This is a genomic window from Pseudomonas sp. BAY1663, assembly GCF_000582595.1.
In the GTDB taxonomy this organism is placed as follows: Bacteria; Pseudomonadota; Gammaproteobacteria; order Pseudomonadales; family Pseudomonadaceae; genus Stutzerimonas; species Stutzerimonas stutzeri_AF.
In genome coordinates this window covers 1-23,066 of sequence record NZ_AZSV01000041.1, presented here as the reverse complement: position 1 = coordinate 23,066, position 23,066 = coordinate 1, and the positions used below count along the sequence as shown (strand labels likewise).

Below are 23,066 nucleotides of genomic sequence, written 5' to 3'. Positions count from 1 at the left end.
GCCGGCTGAAACGGATCGGCCTTTTCGTGGTCAATCGCTGTCCAGTCCCTGGCCGCAGACAACGGCTGCGCTTGTCGGCATGAAACGCTCCGGATGCTGCCGGAGCCGCCCTGAATGTTCGTTACGTGGCGTCAGGCTCGTACCATGGAGGTTGTATGCAGCATCGCCCGTCCTTCGAAAGCCTGTTCAGGCATTCTCCCAATGCCTATGTGTTGCTCGATCCGGAGTTGGTGATCCTGGATGCCAACCCTGCCTATCTGGCGCTCACCGGGCGCCGCCTGGACGACATTCGCGGCCAGCGCTTGCACGAGGCATTCGCCGTCGATCCCAAGCATCCGGAGTCGGCCCACGTGCAGGAGCTGCTGGATTCATTCGCCCGGGTGCTCAGCGGCAAGACGGTCGACTCGCTGCCGGTCATCCGCTATTCCATCGTGCGCCAGACGCTGGGCGGGCCGGTGAGCGAGGAGCGCTACTGGAGCGCCACCCACACGCCGATCCTGGACGAGCGGGGCGAGGTCGCTGCGATCCTGCAGAACACCGCGGACATCACCGAGCTGCTGAAGGATTCGCCGCATCGCGCCGCCGACCGGCAGCCGGTGCAGCAGCTCGAGCAGGGCGTGATGTCCCGAGCACGGCTGCTGCAGGCCGAAGGCAACCAACTGCGGCGGTTGTTCGCCCAGGCGCCGGGCTTCGTCTGCTTTCTGCGTGGGCCCGAGCACGTCTTCGCCTTGGTCAATGATGCCTACCGGCGGCTGACCGGCCACCGTCAACTGCTCGGCAAGCCGGTCCGCGAAGGGCTGCCGGAGATCGAGGCGCAGGGGCTGGTCGAGCTGCTCGACCACGCTTACCGGACGGGCGAACCCTACATCGGCAAGCGGATGTCGCTCTTCCTCCAGCGCCAGCCCGGCGTCGAGCCGGAAAAGGTGATCGTGGACTTCGTCCTGCAGCCGATCACCGAGCACGATGGCGAGGTTTTCGGCATCTTCGTCCAGGGCCATGACGTGACCGAGCAGCAGCGCAATGAAGAGGAGCTGCGCGGCTACCGCGAGCACCTTGAGGAGCTGGTGCGCGAGCGGACCGAGGCACTGCAGCAGAGCGAAGTTGAGCGGCTGGCGACCGAAAAGGCGCTGCTGCAGGCGCAGAGGCTCGAGGCGGTGGGCAAGCTTACGGGCGGCATCGCCCATGACTTCAACAACATGCTGCAGATCATCGGCGGCAACCTGCAGCTGCTGCGGCGCAGCTCGGCAATGATGAAACCGCGCTGCGACGGCTGGATTCGGCGGTCAGTGGCGTGGAGAAGGGCGCGCGTCTGGCCTCGCAACTGCTGGCGTTCGCCAGCCGGCAACCCCTGCAACCGCAGCCGGTGCACCTGGGGCGATTGCTCGGGCAGATGCACGAACTGCTCGATGGAGCGCTGGGGTCGGCCGTTCAGCTCGAACTGGAGGCGGCGGACGAGCTCTGGCCGGTTTTCGTGGATGTCGGCAACCTGCAGAGCGTGGTGCTCAACCTCGCGGTCAATGCGCGTGACGCGATGGCCGATGGCGGCAAGCTGCTCATCCGGCTGGCCAACCGCACGCTGGACGAGGCTGCGCTGGCGGGGCAGGAGGTGCAGCCCGGTGACTACGTGCAGTTGAGCATCATCGATCAGGGCACTGGCATGACCGAGGACGTGCGGGCCCGTGCCTTCGAGCCGTTCTTCACCACCAAGCGCACGCGCAATGCCGCCGGGCTCGGGCTGAGCATGGTCTACGGGTTCGTCAGGCAGAGCGGCGGCTTCGTCACGCTGGAGAGTGAGCAAGAGGGCGGAACCACGGTGAAGGTCCACTTGCCGCGCAGCGCTGCGGCGGCGAATTCGACCGACGACCGGTCGGCCGGGCAGTCGGATGCGGCCGAGGAGATCAATGAGATGAGTCATGCGGCCAGTGGGCCGGCAGGCGACGCGGGGTTGAAGATCCTCTTCGTCGAGGACGATCCGACGCTGCGCATGCTGACCGGCGAGGTGATGCTCGAACTCGGCCACCAGGTGGAGCTCAGCGAAACGGCCGAGGAGGCGCTGGAATGCCTCGAGCGGCAGGCGTTCGACGTGTTGCTCACCGACGTCGGCCTGGCCGGTATGAGCGGGGTGGAACTGGTGAAGCAGGCGGGGGCGCGCCATCCGCAGCTTTCGCTGGTGATCGCCTCGGGCTATCCGGTGAATGCCGCCGAGATCGGCCTGGAGCGGCTGCGCACGATGCTCAAGCCCTACGATATTCATCAGGTGCGCGATCTGCTCGATGCGATCCAGCTCGAGCGCGCGAAGCCGGGCGGCCAGGCGCCTGGTTAAATCTTCACCAATTCGCCTTGCGCCGCTGTCGGCCCTTCTCTAGAATGGCGCCCCTTGCCCGGCTGGCAGGCGTTTGCACGCCCTTCAACCGGCAAGACAACAAGTCATTCACTCCTTGCCTGACCGCATCGTCGGCAGGCTGCAACCCGTAAGGAGCAGTTATGCGTCATTACGAAATCATCTTTCTGGTTCACCCGGACCAGAGCGAGCAGGTCGGCGGCATGGTGGAGCGTTACACCAAGCTGATCGAAGAAGACGGCGGCAAGATCCACCGCCTGGAAGACTGGGGCCGTCGTCAGCTGGCTTATGCCATCAACAACGTGCACAAGGCTCACTACGTGATGCTGAACGTCGAGTGCAGCGGCAAGGCCCTGGCCGAGCTGGAAGACAACTTCCGCTACAACGACGCCGTCATCCGCAACCTGATCATTCGTCGCGACGAAGCCGTGACCGAGCAGTCCGAAATGCTCAAGGCTGAGGAAAACCGTAGCGAGCGCCGCGAGCGTCGTGATCGCCCTGAAAACACTGACGGCTCCAACGAGAGCGACAGTGACAGCGATAGCAACGCTGACGAGTAATCCACGGATCTATTGAGGAGCCTATTTCATGGCACGTTTTTTCCGTCGTCGTAAGTTCTGCCGTTTCACCGCCGAAGGCGTGAAAGAGATCGACTACAAGGATCTCAACACCCTGAAGGCCTACATCTCCGAGACCGGCAAGATCGTTCCTAGCCGCATCACCGGAACCAAGGCCCGTTATCAGCGTCAGCTGGCCACCGCTATCAAGCGCGCCCGCTACCTGGCCCTGCTGCCCTACACCGACAGCCACGGCCGTTGATCCGGCTGGTCGACAGAAGTAAGGGATAGATCGCATGCGCGCCCTGGCCGAGTTCATCATGCGTGGCCGCATGCAGGCCATCTTCGTGGTGGCCGGTGCCGCGGCGCTGCCCATGCTGTTCTGGTTGAGCGCTGCCGCGGGCAGCCTGGTGCTGTTGCGCCGTGGTCTCAACGATGCGCTGGGCGTGTTGGTCTGGGCCATAGTGCCGGCGCTGGCCTGGTGGTATTTCGGCGATCCGCGCACGCTGCTGGTGTTGCTCGGTTCGCTGGGGCTGGCGCTGCTGTTGCGCAACCAGGCGTCGTGGTCGCGGGTGATGTTGTGCAGCGTAGGCCTCGGACTGCTGTATGTCTGGGCCCTCGGTGCGGTATTCGGCGAGCCCATCGCGGCGCTGGCCAGCGAACTGCAGAAAGTGTTGCCCGATACGCTGTCGGACGCCTATCAGCAGCTCTCGCCGGACGAGCGTGCGCGGCTGGAGGCGCTGCTGGCGCCGGTGTTGACCGGGTTGCTGGCCGCGCTGCTGCAGATCGTCACGCTGCTGAGCCTGATGCTGGGGCGTTACTGGCAGGCCGTGCTGTACAACCCGGGTGGTTTCGGCGGCGAGTTCCGTGCGCTGCGGTTCCCACCGATGCTGGCGGTCCTGCTGCTGGTGGGCATGCTGCTGGGGCCGAACCTCGGCGCGCAGCTGGCGGTGCTGACGCCGTTGTGCAGCGTACCGTTGGTGTTCGCCGGCGTCGCGCTGATGCACGGGCTGGTGGCACAGGGGCGTTTGCCGCGGTTCTGGCTGGTGGGGCTGTACGTCACGCTGGTGCTGTTCATGCAGTTGATTTATCCGCTACTGGCCGTATTGGCCATTGTCGACAGTCTGTTTGATTTTCGCGGTCGCGCTTCCGGCAAGAACGGCGCGGGACCTGCGAACGGTGAAGGTTAAAAGTTAAGAGGTAAGACTCAAATGGAAGTCATCCTGCTGGAAAAGATCGCCAACCTGGGCAACCTGGGCGACAAGGTAAACGTCAAGGCCGGTTACGGCCGTAACTACCTGCTGCCGCAAGGCAAGGCTACCGCTGCGACCCCGGCCAATATCGCCGAGTTCGAAGCCCGCCGCGCCGAGCTGGAAAAGGCCGCTGCCGAGAAGAAGGCTTCGGCCGAAACTCGCGCCGCTCAGCTGGCCGAACTGGAAGTCACCATCACCGCTACCGCGGGCGATGAGGGCAAGCTGTTCGGTTCCATCGGCACCGCCGACATCGCCGACGCCCTGACCGCCTCCGGCGTCGAAGTGGCCAAGAGCGAAGTTCGCCTGCCGAACGGCACCATCCGCCAGACCGGCGAATACGACGTGGCCGTGCACCTGCACACCGACGTCGAAGCGACCGTCAAGCTGATCGTCGTCGCCGGCTAAGCCTTCGTCTGGCACCGCTGGTGCCTGACGCGTAACATCGGGCACGCTTCCATGCGAGTGGAACGTGCCCTTTGTTTTTTCCGTTTCGAATTCCGAGTGCCATGAACGACATCAGTGTCCCCCAGCAATACGACCTGGAAACCGCCGCGCTCAAGGTGCCGCCACACTCCATCGAGGCCGAGCAGGCGGTGCTCGGCGGCCTGATGCTGGACAACAACGCCTGGGAGCGCGTGCTCGACCAGGTCTCCGATGGCGACTTCTACCGTCACGACCATCGCCTCATCTTTCGTGCCATCTTCGCCCTGGCCGAGCGCAACTCGCCGTTCGACGTGGTGACCCTGTCCGAGCAGCTGGACAAGGAAGGGCACCTGTCGCAGGTCGGCGGCCTGGCCTATCTCGGCGAGCTGGCGAAGAACACCCCCTCGGTGGCCAACATCAAGGCCTACGCGCAGATCATTCGCGAACGGGCCACGCTGCGCCAACTGATCGGCATCAGCAACGAGATCGCCGACAGCGCCTATGCCCCGCAGCCGCACCGGCGAGGAAATCCTCGACGAAGCCGAGCGATTGATCTTCCAGATTGCCGAAGCGCGGCCGAAGACCGGCGGGCCGATCGGCATCAACGATATTCTGGTCAAGGCCATCGACCGCATCGACACCTTGTTCAACCTCGGCGAGGCGATCACCGGCCTGTCCACCGGCTTCACCGACCTCGACGAGGCCACCAGTGGCCTGCAGCCGGCCGACCTGATCATCGTCGCCGGGCGTCCGTCGATGGGTAAGACCACCTTCGCCATGAACCTGGTGGAGAACGCCGTGCTGCGCACCGACAAGGCGGTGCTGGTGTTCTCCCTGGAGATGCCGTCCGAATCCATCGTCATTCGTATGCTGGCCTCGCTCGGGCGCATCGACCAGACCAAGGTGCGCGCGGGCAAGCTCGACGACGACGACTGGCCGCGGCTGACCTCGGCGGTCAACCTGCTCAACGACCGCAAGCTGTTCATCGACGACACCGCCGGCATCAGCCCCTCGGAAATGCGCGCGCGCACCCGGCGCCTGGCTCGCGAGCACGGCGAGATCGCGCTGATCATGGTCGACTACCTGCAACTGATGCAGATCCCGGGTTCCAGCGGCGACAGCCGGGTCAACGAGATTTCCGAGATTTCGCGTTCGCTCAAGGGCCTGGCCAAGGAATTCAACTGCCCGGTGATCGCCCTGTCGCAGCTCAACCGCTCGCTGGAGCAGCGCCCCAACAAGCGTCCGGTGAACTCCGACCTGCGCGAATCAGGCGCGATCGAACAGGACGCCGACATCATCATGTTCGTCTACCGCGACGAGGTGTATCACCCGGAAACCGAATACAAGGGCGTCGCCGAAATCATCATCGGCAAGCAGCGGAACGGCCCGATCGGCACCACCCGTCTGGCCTTCCTCGGCAAGTACTCGCGCTTCGAGGACCTGGCGCCGGGCAGCTACCAGTTCGATGACGAATAAGGCAGCTTGAAGCCGGAAGCTTGAAGCTGGAAGAAAAAGCCTCTATCCCTGGCGACAATGGCGTGTGCTTTTTGTAGGAGCCCGCTTGCGGGCGATGCTGCGAAATGCTGATCGCCCGCAAGGACTCGGCATCCCCCCGGGCTCCTACGGAAGGGTGTGCGGCTTTCCGCTCGACAGGGTGAACCTCGCCCTCAACGCTTTTCCAGCTTCCAGCTTCCAGCTTCCAGCTTCCAGCTTCCAGCTTCCAGCTCCTGCGCAAAGACCCCGACAGGAGTAAGATTCCGCTTCACCTCCGCTGTACAGGAACCCTTCCCATGCGTCCGCTGGTTGCCTCGGTCGATCTGGCCGCGCTGCGTCACAACTACCTTCTCGCCAAGCGCTGCGCCCCCGAGCGCAAGGCCTTCGCCGTGGTCAAGGCGAATGCTTACGGTCATGGCGCGCGCGAGGCGGTAGCAGCGTTGCGGGAGATCGCCGACGGCTTCGCCGTGGCCTGCCTGGAGGAGGCCGAGGAGGTCCGCGCCTGTGCGCCCGGTGCGCGCATCCTGCTGCTCGAAGGTTGCTTCGAGCCCGCCGAGTATCCGCGCGCGGCCGAGCTGGGCCTGGACGTCGCGGTGCAGGACCGGCGCCAGGCCGACTGGCTGCTGGCGGCCGATCTGGTGCGGCCGCTGAACGTCTGGCTCAAGCTGGATTCGGGCATGCACCGCCTCGGCTTCACGGTCGAAGGGCTGCGCGAATGCCATGCCCGGCTCGAGGGCGCGGCGGCGGTCGGCGAGCTGAACCTGATCAGCCACTTCGCCTGCGCCGACGAGCGCGGCCATCCGCTGACCGAGGTCCAGTTGGAGCGCTACGGCGAGCTGTTGGCGCTGGCGTTCGACAACTGCTCGCTGGCCAACTCCGCCGCGGTGCTGACCCTGCCGCAGGCGCACATGGCCTGGATCCGCCCCGGCATCATGCTCTACGGCGCGACGCCCTTCGCCGAACTGAGCGCCCGGGAGCTGGGGCTGAAGCCGGTGATGACCCTGACCGGCGCGTTGATCGCGATCCGTGAGCTGGAGGTTGGCGAAAGCGTCGGCTACGGCGCCAGCTGGGTGGCGCAGCGCCCGTCGCGCATCGGTACCGTCAGTTGCGGCTATGCCGACGGCTATCCGCGCACCGCGCCCTCCGGCACTTCGGTGGTGATCCATGGCCAGCGCGTGCCGCTGGCCGGGCGGGTGTCGATGGACATGCTCGCCGTCGACCTGACCGACCTGCCCCAGGCGCAGCTCGGTGACGCGGTGGAGCTATGGGGCGCGCAGATGCCGGTCGACGAACTGGCCCAGGCCTGCGGCACCATCGGCTATGAATTGCTGACCAAGGTGACCGGCCGGGTGCCGCGCCGCTACGTCGGCTGATCGGCCGCGTCCCATCGCGCGTCCTGTTGCACCCAGTTCGCCCGGCCCTGGTGCTTGGCGCGATAGAGCGCCTCGTCGGCGGCCTTGTACAGCCCTGAGAAGTGCCTGGCGTGGCGTGGATAGAAGGCCGCGCCGACGCTGACCGTGACGGTCAGCGCCATGTCGCGATAGGACACCGGGCTCGCCAGCTCGCGCAGCAGGCGCTCGGCCACCTGGCACGCATCGCCTTCGGCGTTCGGCCCGGTCACCAGCACCGCGAACTCGTCCCCGCCGAGGCGGGCCGCCATGTCGCCGGCGCGTACCAGGCCGCGCAGCCGTTGCGCCAGGGTGTGCAGCAGCAGGTCGCCGGCATCGTGGCCGTGGCGGTCGTTGATGGGCTTGAAGTGATCCAGGTCGATCAGCAGCAGGGCGATGGATTCGCCGCTGAGCTGGGCCTCGCTCAGGGCCGCCTCGACCCGTTCGATGAGATAGCGGCGGTTGGGCAGCTCGGTCAGCGGATCGTGGAAGGCGGCCTGCTTCAATTCGCGTTCCCGCTCGCTGAGTTCCCGGTTGGCCTGGGCCAGTTCCGCAGTGCGCGTCTCCACGGCCAGGCTGAGCTGCTTGGCGCTGGCCTGGACCTGTTCCAGCCGCGCGGCCTTTTCCCGGTCCGCATGCTCCAGCGCGGCGGCCTTTTCCTGCTTGAGGATCTGGATGCGATAGGCCAGTGCAAAGGAGAACAGGATGGATTCGGCGGCCACCGCCAGCGGGAAGATATGGGCATTCCACGGCGCTGGCTGGATCACGCCGGTGGCGCGCAGCAGGAGCAGGTTGACGCTGCCCAGGATCACGCCGAAGCCGAGCAGATACAGCAGTGCCGGAAAGTAGCCTTGGCGCCAGCGCCGGAACGATGCCCAGAGCGAGGCGGGGATCGCGGTGAGCGCCAGCACCACGAACACCCAGGCACCGAAGGCGCGCAGGCCGAAGATGTTGAGCAGCACCGCCGTGACATAGAGGCACAAGGCGAAGGTCAGCAGGCGATGGGCCAGGGTGCGAAACGGTGGGTCTGCAGCAGGGTCTGGGTGAAGCGGCAGGCACTGAAGCCCCAGAGCGCCGGGATGCTGATGCGGTCCAGCCAAAAAGGCACCGGCCCGTGCGGCCAGAGGTACTGGAAGCCGTGCCCGGTCATCGCCACGATCATCAGCAGTGCGCCGCTGGTGGTCATCACGTACCAGAAGTAGGCGGTGTCGCGCAGGCTGAGGAAGATGAACAGGTTGTACAGCAGCATCGCCAGGATGACGCCGTAGACCAGGCCGAGAAACAGGTTTTCCCCCACTGCCTGCTGCTGCAGGGCATCGAGCTGCCAGGCCTTGAGGGGGAACGAGTTGCCGGCCGGATCGTAGGTGCGCAGGTAGAAGGTCAGGGGCGCACGGTCGTCGAGTTCGGGCAGGCGTAGCAGCATGCGTCGGTAGGGGTGATCGCGGCCCTCGGCGAACCCGACCAGCTCGCCGGACTGCCGTTCCTGCCAGCCGCCAACGCCGTCCGGCAGGTACAGGCGAAGGTCCTTCAGGGTGACCGAGCCGACCTCCAGCCACCATTGGCGCGGCGCATCGCTCTCGCGCTGCAGGCTGACCCTGATCCACCAGGGATGCGGGCTCTGGCCGACGCTGGCCTTGCCCTGCGCCGGTTCGAAGCGCGCCTGCACCTCGGGCCGTTGCAGGTCGGTCACGTTCAGCCCGGCGCCCGGGTCCGCCAGCAGGGCGATGTTCGCGTTCAGGCTGCGGCCGCTGTCGCCGGCGGCCAGGCGTGTCGTTTCGGCGTGGGCGACAGCCAGGCCGAAACTCAGGAGCAAGAGGAAAAGGACTGCGCGCACCAGAAACTCCCGAGCCGAAGCGTTGCTTGTGACGAGCGAGTATACCGACCGCCAAGGCCACTGCACGCGCCTGTCGCCAGGATGGCGAAAGACCCTGTGCGGTGGTCGGGCTTGGTCATTTTTTGTGCTATATTCCGCGCCCGCGTTTTTGCGCCCTCATTCCCAGAGATACCCGGTGCCCGTGATGCAAGCCGCCAAGCCGCTGTTCGACTATCCCAAATACTGGGCCGAATGTTTCGGCCCGGCGCCGTTCCTGCCGATGAGCAGGGAGGAGATGGATCGGCTCGGCTGGGATTCGTGCGACATCATCGTCGTCACCGGCGACGCCTACGTCGATCATCCGTCGTTCGGCATGGCGATCATCGGCCGCCTGCTCGAGGCGCAGGGCTTTCGCGTCGGCATCATCAGCCAGCCGGACTGGCAGAGCAAAGACGATTTCATGAAGCTCGGCGAGCCGAACCTGTTCTTCGGCGTCGCCGCCGGCAACATGGACTCGATGATCAATCGCTACACCGCCGACCGCAAGGTGCGCTCCGACGACGCCTATACCGCCGGCGGGCTGGCCGGCAAGCGCCCGGATCGTGCCAGCCTGGTCTACAGCCAGCGCTGCAAGGAGGCCTACCGGCATGTGCCGGTGGTGCTCGGCGGCATCGAGGCCTCGCTGCGCCGCATCGCCCATTACGACTACTGGTCGGACAAGGTGCGCCGTTCGATCCTGATGGACGCCACCGCCGATCTGCTGCTCTACGGCAACGCCGAGCGCGCCATCGTCGAAGTGGCGCAGCGCCTGGCGCGCGGCGAGGCTATCGAGGCGATCACCGACGTGCGCGGCACCGCCTTCGTCCGCAAGGACACGCCGGCCGGCTGGTTCGAGATCGACTCCACCCGCATCGACCGCCCCGGCAAGGTCGACAAGATCGTCAATCCCTACGTCAACACCCAGGACCTGCAGGCCTGTGCCATCGAGCAGGACAAGGGTGCGCAGGACGATCCGCACGAAGCCAGGCCGATCGAGCTGCTGCCGCACCCGAAGCTTACGCGCGAGCGCACGGTGATCCGCCTGCCGTCCTTCGAGAAGGTGCGCAACGATCCCGCGCTGTACGCCCACGCCAACCGCGTGCTGCACCTGGAGACCAACCCCGGCAACGCCCGCGCGCTGGTGCAGCGCCACGACGAGCGCGAGCTGTGGCTGAATCCGCCGCCGATTCCGCTGACCACCGAGGAAATGGACTACGTGTTCGCCGCGCCTTTCCAGCGCGTGCCGCATCCTGACTACGCCGGGGCGAAGATCCCGGCCTACGAGATGATCCGCTTCTCGGTGAACATCATGCGTGGCTGCTTCGGCGGCTGCACCTTCTGCTCGATCACCGAGCACGAGGGGCGCATCATCCAGAGCCGTTCGCACGAGTCGATCCTCCACGAGATCGAGGAAATGAAAAAGGTGCGTGGCTTCACCGGCGTGGTCTCCGACCTCGGCGGGCCGACCGCCAACATGTACCGCCTGGCCTGCAAGAGCCACGACATCGAGAGGCACTGCCGCAAGCCGTCCTGCGTGTTCCCCGGCATCTGCGAGAACCTCAACACCGACCACAGCTCGCTGATCGAGCTGTACCGCAAGGCCCGCGCGCTGCCGGGGGTGAAGAAGATCCTGATCGCCTCGGGGCTGCGCTACGACCTGGCGGTGGAGTCGCCGGAATACGTCAAGGAGCTGGTCACCCATCACGTCGGCGGCTACCTGAAGATCGCCCCGGAGCACACCGAGCGCGGCCCGCTGGACAAGATGATGAAGCCGGGCATCGGCACCTACGACCGCTTCAAGCGCATGTTCGAGAAATACTCGAAGGAGGCGGGCAAGGAGCAGTACCTGATCCCGTACTTCATCGCCGCGCACCCGGGCACCACCGACGAGGACATGCTCAACCTCGCCCTGTGGCTCAAGGCCAACGGCTTCCGCGCCGACCAGGTGCAGGCCTTCTACCCCTCGCCGATGGCCACCGCCACGGCGATGTACCACAGCGGCAAGAACCCGCTGCGCAAGGTGACCTACAAGAGCGAGGGCGTCACCATCGTCAAGAGCGAAGAGCAGCGCCGCCTGCACAAGGCCTTCCTGCGCTATCACGATCCCAAGGGCTGGCCGCTGCTGCGCGAGGCGCTGATCCGCATGGGCCGCGCCGATCTGATCGGCAGCGGCAAGCATCAGCTGATCCCCGCGCACCAGCCGGCGGTGGACGGCTACCAGAGCGCGCGGCGCAAGAACTCCACCCCGGCGGGCAGCAAGAAGGCCGGGCAGGGCGGCAAGATCCTCACCCAGCACACCGGCCTGCCGCCGCGCAGCCACGACGGCAATGCCTGGGACAAGCGCGAGCAGGCCAAGGCCGCCGCCGAGGCCCGGCGCAAGGCGGCCAGTGGCGGCAAACCGGCGGGCAAGGGGCGCAAGCCGCAGCGGCCGGTGGCGCCGCGCTGAGCCGCCCTGCGGCTCCGTCCGGAGCCGCGGCTGGCCGTTCTAGAACCTGAATGCCTGGGTCGCCTGGTCCAGCTCGCTGCCCAGGCGCAGCATCCGCGCGCTCTGTTCCCGGCCTCGGCCGATGTGTTCCAGGTTGGCGTCGCCCAACTGGTGGATGCGTTCGCTGTGTCCGCGGATCTCGCCGACCGCCTCGCCCTGTTGCGCAGTGGCCCGGGCGATCTGCTCGGCCATGCGGCTGATGGTGGCGATGGTCGAGACGATCTCATCCAGGGCCTGGTCGGCACTCTGCGCCAGGTTCGCCGTGCCTTCGGCGTGGGCGACCTGGCTGCGCATGGCCTCGACCGACTGCCGGGCGGCCTGCTGCAGGCGGCCGATCAGTTGCTGGATCTCCTCGGTGGCGCCGCTGGTGCGCTGCGCCAGTGAGCGTACCTCGTCGGCCACCACGGCGAAGCCACGGCCATGGCCGCCGGCGCGGGCGGCCTCGATGGCGGCATTCAAGGCCAGCAGGTTGGTCTGCTCGGCGATGGAGCGGATCACCGTCAGCACGTTGCCGATGGTGGTGGTTTCGTCGGCCAGGCGCTCGATGGCCACGGCATTGTCCTGCACTTCGCTGACCAGCCCGTGCAGCCCGGTCAGGCTCTGGCCGATCACCTGTTGGCCCTGCTGCACGGCGCGCGCCGCCGCGCGGCTGGCTTCGGCTGCCTCGCCGGCACCATCGGCGACCTGCTGGATGGTGGCTTCCAGCTCGCCCAGCGAATCGCGGATCTGCGCGGTATCGCCGGTCTGGCGCTGGGCGCCGTCATGCAGGTCGCTGTTCATCAGGTCCAGGCTGCGGCTGCTGGCGGCGACCTGCTCGGCCTGCTGGCGCAGGGTGCCGACCAGCTGCAACAGGTAGCTGCGCAGGCGGTTGAGCGAGGTTTCGATGTCGGCGATCTCGCGAATCTTCGACTCGATGCGCGCGTCCTGGCTGAAGTCGCCTTCGGCCCAGGCCGAGAGCGCCGGCACCAACTGCCCGAGGGTGCGGGTCAATTGGCGCTGCAGGCGGTCGATGGCCAGCGCGATGAGCAGGATCAGGGCGATGATGGCGCCCTGGATCAGCCGCACCTCGGCCTGGATGCGCCCATGCTCGGCCCTGACCGCGGGCTCCAGTTCGGCCAGCGCCTGCTGCACGGCGGCGACCCGGCGCGCGCTGCTGTCGAGCAGCTCGCCACGTTGGCGGATCAACTGGCGGGTGCGCTCGAGCTCGGCCGGGTAGCGCTTGACCAGGCTGGCGAGCTCGCGCTTGAGCGCGGTGCCGCGATCCTCGCTGCTCTGCTGCCCGGTATCGTTGTCCAGCTCGAGCAGGGCGGCGAAGCTGCTGGCGGTCGACTGCTGTGCGGCCAGCACGCCGAGCAGGGGCAGGGCGTCGAGGCGCGAGGCTTCCTGCTGCAGGGCATGCAGAGCCTGCTCGACTTCGCCGGCCAGTGCGTCGCGACCGCTGCTCACCAGCTTGCCGCGCGCGTGACTCAGGCGCAGCAACTGCTGGCTGGCGGCGAACAGCGGCTGCCGATAATCCCGTGCATTCGGATGGGTGGCCTGGGCGCGGTACTCGTCGAGCTGTGACAGCGCCCCGGCCATCTCGCGCTCCGCCTGCAGCAGCAGGCCCTGCGGGTCGCCCGCCAGCTTGCCGGCGGCGAGCAGGTCGCTGGCGCTGAACTGGATCAGTTCTTCCAGGCTGGGGCGCAACCGGTCGGCGAAGCCGGCGGGCAGTTCGGCGATGTCCTGCTGCAGCTGTTCGAGCGCCTGCTGGGCCTGGCTATGGCGCAGGGCGTCGCCGCTGGCCAGGTAGTCGCGGATATTGTCCGCGGCCTGGTGCTGGAACTGCTGGGACAGGCCGAGGTAGCGCGCCATCAGCAGGTAGGGACGTTCCATGGCGCGCTCTGACCACCAGAGCGTGGCGCCGAGCGCCAGGCAGACCGCGATGAGCAGCAGGGTGTTGAGCGTGGTGAGCGACTTCAGACGCATCATCGCCTCGCAGGGCAGTGCAGGAGGCTAGGAATCTATGGCAATTTGATGTCAATCACGTGACAGCCGGGGCGTGGCTGGGGCAGCCGGAGGAGGTGAGCGGTAGGTTGGATGGGTACGCGTAGGTTGGGTTGAGCGTAGCGAAGCCCAGCGCGCGGAGTGTCGGCCGGTGCTTTGTGTGAGTTGGGCTTCGTCGCGGCGCTCCTCAACCCAACCTACCCCACAACCTACGAAAAGCATCGGGTCACTGGAACCGCTCGACGCGGTTGCGTCCGCCGTGCTTGGCGCGGTAGAGCGCCTCGTCGGCCTGCTGGGTGAGCGTCTTGACGTCGGCGTCGGCCGTCAGCTCGCTGATGCCGCAGCTGAAGGTGCAGCTCAGGTCCTGCGGCTGGGCGGGGTAGCGGATCTCGGCGAAGCGCTGGCGGATGTCGTTGAGCACCTTGCAGGCCGCTTCCGCCGGAGTGTCGGGCAGCACCACGGCGAATTCCTCGCCGCCGTAGCGGCCGATATGGTCGGTCTTGCGCAGGCGCTGCTTGAGGAACAGTGCCAGGCTCTTGATCACCCGGTCGCCCATGGGGTGCCCGTAGCTGTCGTTGACCCGCTTGAAGTGGTCGATGTCGAGCATGGCGAAGCTCAGCGGGCGGTTGTCGCGCCGTGCGCGGAAGCGGGCGTCCTCGAGCAGTTGCAGGCTGTGGGTGTGGTTGTACAGGCCGGTGAGGCTGTCGCGCACGATGCGCGCCTTGAGGCTTCTGGCGCGGGCGGCGCGGGTGCGCACGGTGGCGATCAGGTGGCTCGGCTTGATCGGCTTGGTGAGGAAGTCGTCGCCGCCTTCGCCCATGGCGTCGAGCTGCTTGTCCAGGTCGTCCTCGGCGGATAGGTAGATGATCGGCACGCTGACGTAGCGCTCGTGCTGGCGGATCACCTTGGCCAGCTCGGTGCCCAGGCATTCGGGCATGTACATGTCGAGGATGATCAGGTCCGGCTGGAACTCGGCCAGCACGCCGATGGCCTGGATCGGCTCGATCAGCATCTGGGTGACGATGCCGGCGTTGTTCAGCACCCGTTCGGTGTGCGTCGCCTGCGCGCGCGAGTCGTCGATGATCAGCACGCGGATCGGTTCGTAGTGCGCGGTGCGGGTGAATATCTCGATCTTCTCCAGCAGGCTGGAGGCGTCCAGGGTGCCGGTGAAGAACTCCAGGCCGCCGGCGCGCACGGCGGCCAGGCGGGTAGGGGTGTCGGTTTCGGCATGGCTGAAGAACAGTATCGGCAGCTTGTCCTCCAGCCCTTGCTGGATCCTCTCGGCCAGCCGCAGGCCTTCGCCGGGGCCGTTGAAGTCGACCTCCATGACGATGGCGGCCGGGTGGCGCTGGTTCATCGCGGCGCGAAAGGCGCTGTCGCTGGCGAAGGCCTGCGCCGCCATGCTGAAGAAATCCAGCTGGCGCACCAGGTGTTCGGCGCGCTCGGGGTCCTGCAGGGCGATGTAGACCGGCTTGCCCAGCGGCAGCAGGATGGACTGGCTCTGCGGATCGCTGTGGCGCAGGCCGGTGCGGGCGAGGCGGTAGATCAGCTGGCTGAGATTCGAGATGGTGTCGCTGGATAGGCGCCCGCGGTTGTCCTGGATGTCGCCCAGGCAGTCCTCGATACCCTGCGCCAGCTCGCTGTGCTCGGTCTGCTCGAAACGTTCGGCGAAGCGTCGCAGGCGCAGCGTGGCTTCGCTCAGGGCGGCGTGGTAGCTGTCGTTCCATTCGCTGCGCTGCAGCTGTTGCCAGACTTCCAGTACTTCGCGCGCCTGGTGGATCACCCGCTGGGCGAAGTACTGCTTGAGTTCTTCCTGTTCCGACATCGTGGCCTTCCCGGTACGCCAGGTTTCCGTCCGGGCGTTTTGCTGGCCTCATGCTATCACCGCGCGCCGGGTTTGGAAGGCGCGCGGCCGGTAGTGGTTCTCAATTTGGCGCTGAGTCTGCCGGGGAGCTGCGTTATAGTGAAAACCCTGCGCCGCAACGTCCTTGGCGTCATGCGGTCGAACCCCTGAATTCGCGAGAAGGACACATCACCCATGCTGGACTGGAAGAACCGCTTCGCCCGTCTCGGCCGCTCGGGCGGCGCCTCGGGAGCGGCCGACCGCCGGGCTGGCAGCCCGCTCCTGCCGATTCTTGCCGGTCTGCTCGGATTGTATCTGCTGATCATGCTGTTGCTCGGCTGGTACTGGAGCCGCGAGCCGGACCTGTTCCCCGTCCAGCAGAATGCCCGCCAGGCGGCCGAGGCCTCGCAGCGGCAGTTGGTCAGCGGCTATACCACCGTGGAAACCCTCAAACGCGTCGCCAGCACCCTGCTGGACAAGCCCGGCGGCTATCTGAGCAACGACATCGCGCCCCCCGGCCTGTGGCTGGACAACATGCCCAGTTGGGAATACGGGGTGCTGGTGCAGGTCCGCGATCTCAGCCGCGCCTTGCGCAAGGACTTCGCTCGTTCGCAATCGCAGTCCACCGAGGATCCGGACCTGGCCAAGGGCGAGCCGCTGTTCAACTTCGACAACCGCAGCTGGACGCTGCCGGCATCCGAGTCCGAGTACCGCAACGGCATCCGTGCGCTGGATCGCTATCTGGCGCGGCTCAGCGATCCGGAGCCGAAGGCGCTGTTCTATACGCGGGCCGACAACCTGAACAGCTGGCTCGGCGATGCCGCGACCCGGCTGGGTTCGCTGTCGCAGCGCTTGTCCGCCAGCGTCGGCCGGGTGCGCCTGGATGCCGATATCGCTCCCGAGCAGGAACGGGCGGGCATCGTCCCGCAGGTCAAGGAGCAGGTGGTGGAGACGCCCTGGCTGCAGATCGACAACGTGTTCTTCGAGGCCCGCGGGCAGGCCTGGGCGCTGTCGCACCTGCTGCGGGCCATCGAGGTGGATTTCGCCGACGTGCTGGCGAAGAAGAATGCCACCATCAGTGTCCGGCAGATCATTCGTGAGCTGGAGGCCGCGCAGGAGCCGCTGTGGAGTCCGATGGTGCTCAACGGCAGCGGCTACGGCGTGTTGGCCAACCACTCGCTGGTGATGGCCAACTACATCTCCCGCGCCAACGCGGCAATCATCGATCTGCGCAATCTGTTGTCGCAGGGATAGAAGCAGCTTGAAGCTTGAAGCTTGAAGCTGGAAGCTGGAAGCTGGAAGCCTGAAGTAAAAGCGGGCAGGTACTTGACGAGACTTTGGGGTCAGCCAGCGCTGATTTCCAGCTTCCAGCTGTAGACCGGGTCACGCTTCATCGACCCGGCGAGTGGGCAATGGTGGATGTGAAAAACGACATCCACCCTACGCTGGCTTGCAGCTCAATCCAATCCCAGCTTCTTCAACCGATAGCGCATCGAGCGGAACGTCAGGCCGAGGCGCTGGGCGGCCGCGGTGCGGTTCCAGCGGGTTTCCTCCAGCGCCTGCATGATCAGCTTGCGCTCGATCTCCTCCAGGTGATCTTCGAGGTTGTCGATCTGCGCCAGGCTGGTGTCGCCGTTCTCCGGTAGGCCCGGGCTGTCCGCCAGGCGCAGGTCGCCGGCCTTGATCTCGTCGCCTTCGCAGAGGGTGTAGGCGCGCTCGAGCATGTTCTCCAGCTCGCGCACGTTGCCGGGGAAGCGGTAGCTCTCCAGCTTGGCGAGGGCGTCCGGATGCAGGCGCGCACTGCTGTCGCCGCATTCTTGCGCCAGGCGGCGGAGCATGGCGTTGGCCAGCAGGCCGATGTCCTCGCGGCGCTCGCGTAGCGGTGGCACGCGCAGCTCGATGACGTTCAGGCGGTAGTAGAGGTCCTGGCGGAAGCGCCCGGCGACGACCTCGGCGGCGAGATCCTTGTGGGTGGCGCAGAGGATGCGCACGTCGACCAGCACCTCCTGGGCGCCGCCGACCGCGCGCACGGCCTTCTCCTGGATGGCGCGCAGCAGCTTGACCTGCATCGGCAGCGGCAGGTCGGCCACCTCGTCGAGGAACAGGGTGCCGCCATTGGCGACCTGGAACAGCCCCGGCTTGTCCTCGATGGCGCCGCTGAAGCTGCCCTTCTTGTGGCCGAAGAATTCGCTCTCCATCAGTTCCGACGGGATCGCGCCGCAGTTGACCGGTACGAACGACCGCTCGCTGCGCGGACCCTGTTCATGGATCAGCCGGGCCACCAGCTCCTTGCCGCTGCCGGACTCGCCGCTGATGTAGACCGGCGCCTGGCTGCGGGCGAGCTTGCCGATCTGCTTGCGCAGGGTCTTCATCGGCGGCGAGGCGCCCAGCAGGCGGCTGTCCACCGGCGGCTCCTCGGCGGCGGGCGCACGCAGGCGCAGGGCGGTGCCGACCAGCTCGCGCAGGCGGTTGAGGTCGACCGGCTTGGTGAGGAAATCGAAGGCGCCGGCCTTGAGCGCGCCGATGGCGGTATCCAGGCTGCCGTAGGCGGTGATCATCGCCACCGGCAGTTGCGGGTGCTGCTGCTGGATGTGTTGCACCAGCTCCAGGCCGCTGCCGTCAGGCAGGCGCATGTCGGTCAGGCACAGGTCGTAGTGCTCGCGCGCCAGCCATTCGCGGGCTTCCTTGAGGTTGCGTGCGCTGCGGGTGTCGAGCTTCATGCGGCCGAGGGTGATCTCCAGCAGTTCGCGGATATCCGGCTCGTCGTCGATGATCAGTGCTTTCTGGCGCGCGGTCATGGTCCTGCTCTTGATTGGTGAAGCGACAGTCACCCGCTGCTCGGGCTGCCGACCATGTTAACTCCGCAGCGGCTGGTGCGCCTATCGCATTGGTCGATGTGTGATGCGCTGCCGCGACCCCGGGCTGTTGCCATTTCATGCTCGGGCGCGCCGGGCCCTTCGGGTTGCGCGGCTCGCGGCGAAACGGCAACAGCCCCTAGCCCAGCTTGCGTGGGTGGGCGAAGACGATGCGGAAGCAACTGCCGCCTTCGCCGCGCTCGCGATAGTCGAGGCGGGCCTGGTTGCTTTCGCACAGCTCGCGGGAAATGTACAGGCCCAGCCCGGTGCCCTTGCTCTCGGTGGTGAAGAACGGCTCGAACAGGTTCGGCAGCTGTTCGGCGGCGATGCCCGGGCCGTTGTCGAGTACTTCCACCACCGGCAGGTCGCTGCTCTCGTCGCGAAACAGGCGCAACCAGACCTGCGCCTCGTCGTGCTGCTGGCCGCTGTAGCGTAGGCCGTTCTGCACAAGATTGGTGAGCACCTGGGTCAGCTGGTTCGGGTCCATGCGGGTCTGCAGCGAGCTGCCGACGGTTTCCAGGTGCACGTGCTGCCGCGGGCCGAGCCCTTGGCGGAATTCGCTGGCGAAGCGGTGCAGCCAGTATTTGAGGTCCAGCAGCTGCGGCTCGGCCTGGCGCCGGCGCGACAGCTGCAGGATGTTTTCGATCACCAGGTTCATCCGTCGCGAGTGGTCCTGGATGATCGTCGCCAGGCGCCGGTCCGGCGCGTCGAGCGCTTCGGATTCCTGCAGCAGCTGGGCGGCGTGGCTGATGGCGCCGAGCGGGTTGCGGATCTCGTGGGCGATGCTGGCGGTGAGCCGGCCGAGGGAGGCGAGCTTGAGCTGCTGGGCCTTCTGGGCGATCTGCGAGATGTCTTCGAGAAAGACCAGGGTGTCGAGCTTGTCGCCATGCTGCAGCGCGGCGAAGCTGGGTTGCAGGGTCGGGCCATCGGACGTGGCCTTGAGGTTCTGTGGGCGCAGGGTCGGATTGTCGCGCCACTGCTGCAGGGCCTTGAGCAGTTCCGGGCAGCGCGGAGCGAGCCGCTCGCCGGCCAGCTCGGGCTGGCCGAGCAGTTGCAGGGCGCCTTGATTGGCCAGCAGCACGCGCTGGCGTGGATCCAGCACCAGGATGCCGGTGCGCATGCGCTGCAGGATCAGCGCGTTGAGCGCCTCGAGGTTGGCGACGTCCTCGGCGCGCTGGCGCGCCAGGCTTTCGCTCGCCTGCAGGCGCCGGGTCAGGCCTTGCACCAGCAATGCGGCGGCGAAGCAGAGCGTGCCCAGCGCGCCGGCCTGGACATACTGGTTGCTCGCCGCGGGACGGCTGATGCTGAGGTAGAAGGTCAGGTAGATCAGGCCGATTGCAGCCACCGCGGCGATGAATAGGCCGGTGCGCCCGCGCAGGAGGATATTGGCGATGGCGACCGCGACGATCAGCAGGTTGCCGATGCCGCTGGGCGTGCCGCCGCCGAAATAGAACAGCCCCGACAGCAGGATCACGTCCATCAGCGCCAGGCCGAGCACGGGCAGGTCGCGCCGCGGGTTCTGCACCAGCACGGCGACGACGATGTTGAGGATCAGGTAAAGCCAGGCACCGTACTGGAACAGCTGCGGATTGCTCATCTGCAGCAGGTCGCTGTGCAGGTCGCTGCTGATCAGCAGGACCAGCGCCAGGCCGATGGTCAGGCGATAGAGATGGTACAGGCGGAGGATGCGTTGCCCCTGCTCGCCCAGGAAGCTCAGGTTCTCAGTGCCCACCAGGCTCGCTGCCCTGCTCGAGATGAGCGCGGCTGCAATACCACTGCTCGCCGGCCTGCAACGCCTGATCGCGGGGCACATGGACGCCGCAGCGGGCGCAGCGGACCATGGGCAGGGTGGTCTGTTGCCGCCTGGGTGCGGCGCTCTTGCGCGACAGGCGCCGCCAGAGCCAGACGGCCGCGGCGATCAGGGCGATCCAGAACAGCAGGCGAAACAGACCCATAACGTTTTCTTCCTGATTCAAAGCGTGGCGTCCGGATTGCCAGGACGCCGTTCGGCTCTGGCCGGCGCCGGAGGTTCGTCACCCTGTTTGCTTGGGCCTGCGTCTCAGTCGAACAGGCCGAAGGTCAGGCGGCTCCACCAGGAGCGCTTCTCGCCCTGTTGCTCCGCTTCCTTGAGTACCGGGCGCAGCTCCTCGGGCAGGTCCTGGGCGGCGCTTTCATACTGGCGCAATACGTCGCGGTTGGCGCGCGAAGTGTCCGGCGGCGGTGCTTCGCCTTCGATCAGGCCCAGGGTGGCCTTGCTCAGCCAGCTGCGGGTGTCTTCCTCGCGCTCGCGGGGGGTGAACTTCCCGTCTTCCAGCGTCGCGTGATCCGGGTAGTTGAGCTGCAGGGTCTGCAGGCTGCTGTCGGCGAGGTCGTCGAGGCCCAGGCGCTGATAGGCCTCGGTCATCACCGCCAGGCCGTCGGCCACTGCCGGTGTGCCCTGGAAGTTTTCCACCACGTAGCGGCCGCGGTTGGCGGCGGCGACGTAGGCCTGGCGCTTGAGGTAGTAGTGCGCCACGTGGATCTCGTTGGCCGCCAGCAGGTTGCGCAGGTAGACCATGCGCGCCTTGGCATCCGGCGCGTAGCGGCTGTTGGGATAACGGCTGGTGAGCTGGGCGAATTCGTTGAACGAGTCGCGGGCGGCCCCAGGGTCGCGCTTGGTCATGTCCAGCGGCAGGAAGCGGGCAAGCAGGCCGCGGTCCTGGTCGAAGGAGGCCAGGCCCTTGAGGTAGTAGGCGTAGTCGACGTTCGGGTGCTGCGGATGCAGGCGGATGAAACGCTCGGCCGCCGAGCGGGCCGCTTCCGGCTCGAGGTTGCGGTAGTAGGCGTAGATCAGTTCCAGCTGGGCCTGCTCGGCGAAGCGGCCGAACGGGTAGCGCGATTCCAGGGCCTTGAGCTTCTCGATGGCGCTGGTATAGCTCTTGTTGTCCAGGTCGGCCTGTGCTTGCTGGTACAGCTCGGCCTCGCCCAGGTTCTCGCTGACCGGCTCCTTGGACGAGCAGGCGGCGGTAAGGGCGAGGATGGCGATCAGCAGCAGGTGTTTCACTTGCATGGCGGCTTGCGTCCCTGTGACGGCTGGCTGTCTCGCGCGGAGCCGTCCTGTTATGATGAGCGCCCCGGTGCGCCGGGACAAAGACGCGGTATTTAAACACAAGCGTGTAGCCGAAACCAAAGGCCGCTCCAACGCCTGCGGTCCCGGGTTGCGTCCAGTGCCGCCGGACGCTGCCCACCTCTCTCAGACGAACTTATCTTCCCGTATGTCCACGACTTCCAAGCAGGCCATCCAACTTCGCGCCGAGGTGCCGTTCGAGCTCGGCGGGCAACGTCTCGACCAGGTCGCGGCGCAGCTCTTTTCCGAGCACTCGCGCTCGCGCCTCGCGGCCTGGATCAAGGAGGGTCTGCTGACCGTGGATGGCGCCGTGCTGCGCCCGCGCGATACCGTGCATGCCGGCGCGCTGCTCGAGCTGTGTGCCGAGCAGCAGGCGCAAGGGGAATGGCTGGCGCAGGAGATCCCGCTGGACATCGTCTACGAGGACGAGCACATCCTGGTGATCGACAAGCCGGCCGGGCTGGTCGTGCATCCGGCCGCCGGGCATGCCGACGGCACCCTGCTCAATGCGTTGCTGCACCACGTGCCCGATCTGCTCAACGTGCCGCGCGCCGGCATCGTGCACCGCCTGGACAAAGACACCACCGCTGATGGTGGTGGCCAAGACGCTGCAGGCGCAGACCCGTCTGGTCGAGCAGCTGCAGGCGCGCAGCGTCAGCCGCATCTACGAGGCCATCGTCATCGGCGTGGTCATCACCGGCGGTACCGTCGACGCGCCGATCGGCCGCCACGGCCAGCAGCGCCAGCGCATGGCGGTGGTGGAGGGCGGCAAGCCGGCGGTCAGCCATTACCGCGTGCTGGAGCGCTTCCGCTCGCACACCCATGTGCGGGTCAAGCTGGAAACCGGCCGTACCCATCAGATCCGCGTGCACATGAGCCATATCGGCTACCCGCTGGTGGGCGATCCGCTCTACAGCGGGCGCTTCCGTATTCCACCGGCGGCCAACCCGACGCTGGTGCAGTCGCTGCGTGAGTTCCCGCGGCAGGCGCTGCATGCGCGCTTCCTCGAACTGGATCACCCGGCCACCGGCGAGCGGATGAAGTGGGAATCGCCCTTGCCGGACGATTTCGTCTGGTTGCTGACCCTGCTGCAACAGGACCGCGAGGCCTTCGTCGGGTGAGTGCCTGGGCCGCCGACTGGCTGGTGCCCGACTGGCCGGCACCGGCCGAGGTTCGCGCCTGCGTGACGACACGCAGCGGCGGCGTCAGCGTCGCGCCGTTCGACAGTTTCAACCTGGGCGATCACGTCGGTGATGATCCAGCCGCGGTCGCCTGGAATCGCCGGTACCTGCAGCAGGCACTCGACTGCCGCCCGGCGTGGCTGTCGCAGGTGCATTCGAGCGTGGCGATCGAGGCCGAGCCGGGCACCTGCGCGCAGGCCGATGCCAGCTGGAGCGACCGACCCGGCGAGGCCTGCGTGGCGCTCACCGCCGATTGCCTGCCGGTGCTGTTCTGCGATCGCGCCGGCACCCGGGTGGCAGCGGCC

At 66.8% G+C, this 23,066-nt stretch carries 13 protein-coding genes and 5 pseudogenes; 11 read left to right on the top strand and 7 right to left on the bottom strand.

Annotated elements, in window-relative coordinates; translation table 11 throughout:
• Positions 1-155 precede the first annotated feature (155 nt).
• The 7 genes and pseudogenes from BAY1663_RS12965 to alr all read left to right on the top strand — a co-directional run bounded on the left by BAY1663_RS12965 (position 156) and on the right by alr (position 7,441).
• Positions 156-2,323: pseudogene (locus tag BAY1663_RS12965) on the top strand (PAS domain-containing protein).
• A gap of 161 nt (positions 2,324-2,484) precedes the next feature.
• The gene (gene rpsF / locus BAY1663_RS12960) at positions 2,485-2,901 is read left to right on the top strand and encodes a 30S ribosomal protein S6 (RefSeq protein ID WP_037041442.1); all 417 of its coding nucleotides are present in this window, start codon (positions 2,485-2,487) and stop codon (positions 2,899-2,901) included.
• Between the two features lie 28 nt (positions 2,902-2,929).
• Positions 2,930-3,160: a 30S ribosomal protein S18 gene (gene rpsR / locus BAY1663_RS12955; RefSeq protein ID WP_003283112.1), complete on the top strand. Its 231-nt coding sequence runs from the start codon at positions 2,930-2,932 to the stop codon at positions 3,158-3,160.
• A gap of 34 nt (positions 3,161-3,194) precedes the next feature.
• Positions 3,195-4,088 (top strand): hypothetical protein, encoded by an 894-nt coding sequence (locus tag BAY1663_RS12950; RefSeq protein WP_037041439.1) that lies wholly within the window; start codon positions 3,195-3,197, stop codon positions 4,086-4,088.
• A 21-nt stretch (positions 4,089-4,109) separates the two neighbouring features.
• Positions 4,110-4,556, top strand: coding sequence for a 50S ribosomal protein L9 (gene rplI, locus BAY1663_RS12945; protein WP_011914672.1), 447 nt, complete (start codon positions 4,110-4,112; stop codon positions 4,554-4,556).
• A gap of 101 nt (positions 4,557-4,657) precedes the next feature.
• Positions 4,658-6,050, top strand: a pseudogene (gene dnaB / locus BAY1663_RS12940) (replicative DNA helicase).
• 314 nt (positions 6,051-6,364) lie between these two features.
• Positions 6,365-7,441, top strand: coding sequence for an alanine racemase (gene alr / locus BAY1663_RS12935; protein ID WP_037041435.1), 1,077 nt, complete (start codon positions 6,365-6,367; stop codon positions 7,439-7,441).
• Here the strand turns inward: alr and BAY1663_RS12930 are convergent.
• Positions 7,429-9,290 (bottom strand): annotated as a pseudogene (locus tag BAY1663_RS12930) (diguanylate cyclase domain-containing protein). The gene alr and the pseudogene BAY1663_RS12930 overlap by 13 nt on opposite strands.
• A gap of 184 nt (positions 9,291-9,474) precedes the next feature.
• Between BAY1663_RS12930 and BAY1663_RS12925 the strand changes: the two are divergent.
• On the top strand, positions 9,475-11,754 hold the full coding sequence (locus BAY1663_RS12925) for a YgiQ family radical SAM protein (RefSeq protein WP_037041462.1): 2,280 nt from the start codon (positions 9,475-9,477) through the stop codon (positions 11,752-11,754).
• A gap of 39 nt (positions 11,755-11,793) precedes the next feature.
• Here the strand turns inward: BAY1663_RS12925 and BAY1663_RS26010 are convergent.
• Positions 11,794-12,303: pseudogene (locus BAY1663_RS26010) on the bottom strand (methyl-accepting chemotaxis protein); the annotation flags it as partial.
• Positions 12,304-14,002: 1,699 nt separating this feature from the next.
• A complete protein-coding gene (locus BAY1663_RS12915; RefSeq protein ID WP_037041433.1) occupies positions 14,003-15,601 on the bottom strand; it encodes a PleD family two-component system response regulator in 1,599 nt (532 codons plus the stop codon).
• A gap of 213 nt (positions 15,602-15,814) precedes the next feature.
• Between BAY1663_RS12915 and BAY1663_RS12910 the strand changes: the two genes are divergently transcribed.
• Positions 15,815-16,873: a DUF2333 family protein gene (locus tag BAY1663_RS12910; RefSeq protein WP_037041431.1), complete on the top strand. Its 1,059-nt coding sequence runs from the start codon at positions 15,815-15,817 to the stop codon at positions 16,871-16,873.
• 203 nt (positions 16,874-17,076) lie between these two features.
• Here BAY1663_RS12910 and BAY1663_RS12905 read toward each other — a convergent pair whose 3' ends face one another.
• The 4 genes from BAY1663_RS12905 to BAY1663_RS12890 all read right to left on the bottom strand — a co-directional run bounded on the left by BAY1663_RS12905 (position 17,077) and on the right by BAY1663_RS12890 (position 21,523).
• Positions 17,077-18,417 carry a sigma-54 dependent transcriptional regulator gene (locus BAY1663_RS12905; protein WP_037041429.1) on the bottom strand — a complete coding sequence of 447 codons (1,341 nt, stop codon included), beginning with the start codon at positions 18,415-18,417 and terminating at the stop codon, positions 17,077-17,079.
• Between the two features lie 196 nt (positions 18,418-18,613).
• A complete protein-coding gene (locus tag BAY1663_RS12900; RefSeq protein WP_037041427.1) occupies positions 18,614-20,206 on the bottom strand; it encodes a PAS domain-containing sensor histidine kinase in 1,593 nt (530 codons plus the stop codon).
• Complete coding sequence (locus BAY1663_RS12895; protein WP_037041425.1) at positions 20,196-20,429, bottom strand: PP0621 family protein; 234 nt, start codon at positions 20,427-20,429, stop codon at positions 20,196-20,198. The genes BAY1663_RS12900 and BAY1663_RS12895 overlap by 11 nt, the downstream gene beginning before the upstream one ends.
• 104 nt (positions 20,430-20,533) lie before the next feature.
• Positions 20,534-21,523, bottom strand: coding sequence for an outer membrane protein assembly factor BamD (locus BAY1663_RS12890; protein WP_037041423.1), 990 nt, complete (start codon positions 21,521-21,523; stop codon positions 20,534-20,536).
• 205 nt (positions 21,524-21,728) lie between these two features.
• On the opposite strand from BAY1663_RS12890, the pseudogene rluD reads away from it, so the two are divergent.
• Both rluD and BAY1663_RS12880 read left to right on the top strand, forming a co-directional pair.
• Positions 21,729-22,701: pseudogene (gene rluD, locus BAY1663_RS12885) on the top strand (23S rRNA pseudouridine(1911/1915/1917) synthase RluD).
• Positions 22,698-23,066, top strand: a 369-nt coding sequence (locus BAY1663_RS12880) for a polyphenol oxidase family protein (protein WP_037041458.1), incomplete at its 3' end; no start/stop codon positions are given. The pseudogene rluD and the gene BAY1663_RS12880, both read left to right, overlap by 4 nt.

Excerpts from the sequence above, each read along its gene's own strand:
- rpsF (WP_037041442.1), top strand. The coding sequence starts at position 2,485 with ATGCGTCATTACGAAATCATCTTTCTGGTTCACCCGGACCAGAGCGAG.
- rpsR (WP_003283112.1), top strand. The coding sequence starts at position 2,930 with ATGGCACGTTTTTTCCGTCGTCGTAAGTTCTGCCGTTTCACCGCCGAA.
- BAY1663_RS12950 (WP_037041439.1), top strand. The coding sequence starts at position 3,195 with ATGCGCGCCCTGGCCGAGTTCATCATGCGTGGCCGCATGCAGGCCATC.
- rplI (WP_011914672.1), top strand. The coding sequence starts at position 4,110 with ATGGAAGTCATCCTGCTGGAAAAGATCGCCAACCTGGGCAACCTGGGC.
- alr (WP_037041435.1), top strand. The coding sequence starts at position 6,365 with ATGCGTCCGCTGGTTGCCTCGGTCGATCTGGCCGCGCTGCGTCACAAC.
- BAY1663_RS12925 (WP_037041462.1), top strand. The coding sequence starts at position 9,475 with ATGCAAGCCGCCAAGCCGCTGTTCGACTATCCCAAATACTGGGCCGAA.
- BAY1663_RS12915 (WP_037041433.1), bottom strand. The coding sequence starts at position 15,601 with ATGTCGGAACAGGAAGAACTCAAGCAGTACTTCGCCCAGCGGGTGATC.
- BAY1663_RS12910 (WP_037041431.1), top strand. The coding sequence starts at position 15,815 with ATGCTGGACTGGAAGAACCGCTTCGCCCGTCTCGGCCGCTCGGGCGGC.
- BAY1663_RS12905 (WP_037041429.1), bottom strand. The coding sequence starts at position 18,417 with ATGACCGCGCGCCAGAAAGCACTGATCATCGACGACGAGCCGGATATC.
- BAY1663_RS12895 (WP_037041425.1), bottom strand. The coding sequence starts at position 20,429 with ATGGGTCTGTTTCGCCTGCTGTTCTGGATCGCCCTGATCGCCGCGGCC.
- BAY1663_RS12890 (WP_037041423.1), bottom strand. The coding sequence starts at position 21,523 with ATGCAAGTGAAACACCTGCTGCTGATCGCCATCCTCGCCCTTACCGCC.